The organism is Hydrogenophaga sp. PML113, from assembly GCF_001777155.1.
Lineage (GTDB): Bacteria > Pseudomonadota > Gammaproteobacteria > Burkholderiales > Burkholderiaceae_C > Hydrogenophaga > Hydrogenophaga borbori.
Genome location: NZ_MIYM01000037.1, coordinates 1 through 1,260 on the forward strand (window position 1 = coordinate 1; position 1,260 = coordinate 1,260).

Genomic DNA, 1,260 nt, shown 5'->3' on the forward strand with positions numbered 1-1,260 from the left:
ATGACCTGCCCCCCACCAGCCGTACCAGTCTGAAGTTCGTGAAGTCCGTCAACCACCAGGAGAATGACGGACATGAAGAAGAGCAGATTCACCGAGGAACAGATCATCGGCTTCCTCAAACAGGCCGAGGCAGGCATGCCGATCAAGGAGCTGTGCCGCAACGGCGGCTTCAGCGACGCGACGTTTTACAAGTGGCGCGCCAAGTTCGGCGGCATGCAGGTCTCGGAGGCCCAGCGCCTGCGTGAGCTGGAATCCGAGAACGCCAAGCTCAAGCGCCTGCTGGCCGAGGCCCACCTGGACATGCACGCGCTCAAGAGCGTCCTGGGGGTAAAGCGCTAGCCCCACAGGCCAGGCGTGAGGCGGTTGGGCGCATGGTGAGCGAGCACCATTTGTCCGAACGCCGAGCGTGCCGGCTTGTGGGGCTCTCCCGCGACAGCTACCGCCATCCACCAAAGGCCGATCAGGCCACTGTGGAGTTGCACGAGAAGATCGTGGAGATCGCGCATGTGCGTCGCCGCTTTGGCTATCGGCGCATCCACGACCTGCTGCGCCCGCAGTTTCCTGGCGTCAATCACAAGCGCGTGTACCGCCTGTACCGGCAAGCCAACCTGGCCGTGCGCCGGCGCAAGAAGAGCAAGCGACCCGTCAACGAGCGCATGCCGCTGCAACTGGCGCGCACGGTCAACGAAGTGTGGAGCATGGACTTTGTGAGCGACAGCCTCTCGGGCGGGCGGCGACTGAAGTACCTCACGGTGGCCGATGACTTCAGCCACGAGAGCGTGGACATCGTGGTGGACTTCGGCATCTCGGGTGAGTACGTCACGCGCGTGCTGGACCGCGCTGCGCTGTTTCGCGGGTATCCCCAGGTGGTTCGCACCGACAACGGGCCGGAGTTCACCAGCCGGGCGTTCATGGCCTGGGCGCAGGCACACGGCATCCGCCACATCCTCATCCAGCCTGGGCGACCCATGCAGAACGGCTACATCGAGAGCTTCAATGGCAAGTTCCGCGACGAGCATCTGAACGAGTGCTGGTTCCAGACCTTGCACCAGGCCAGGGTGGCCGCAGCCGCATGGCGCACGGACTACAACGAGGTCAGGCCACACAGCAGCCTGGGGCGCATGCCACCGGCTCGCTTCGCCGAGCTGCATCGCCAGCGCGCTGGCGATGCAGCTCAACTCCCATCAACCCCCAACACCATCGATTAACCTTCGCCCCGGACTTCCACTTCTGATTGGTACGTCTACAGGGGGCAGGTCA

1 protein-coding gene is annotated in these 1,260 nt (G+C 63.9%); it reads left to right on the plus strand.

The window, feature by feature from the left end; genetic code table 11:
* Positions 1–72 precede the first annotated feature (72 nt).
* A protein-coding gene (locus tag BHU06_RS21900; protein WP_139147184.1) for an IS3 family transposase occupies positions 73–1,208 on the plus strand; the annotation gives its coding sequence in 2 pieces (ribosomal slippage) (positions 73–334 and positions 334–1,208; 1,137 coding nt in all).
* The last annotated feature ends 52 nt before the right edge of the window (positions 1,209–1,260 follow it).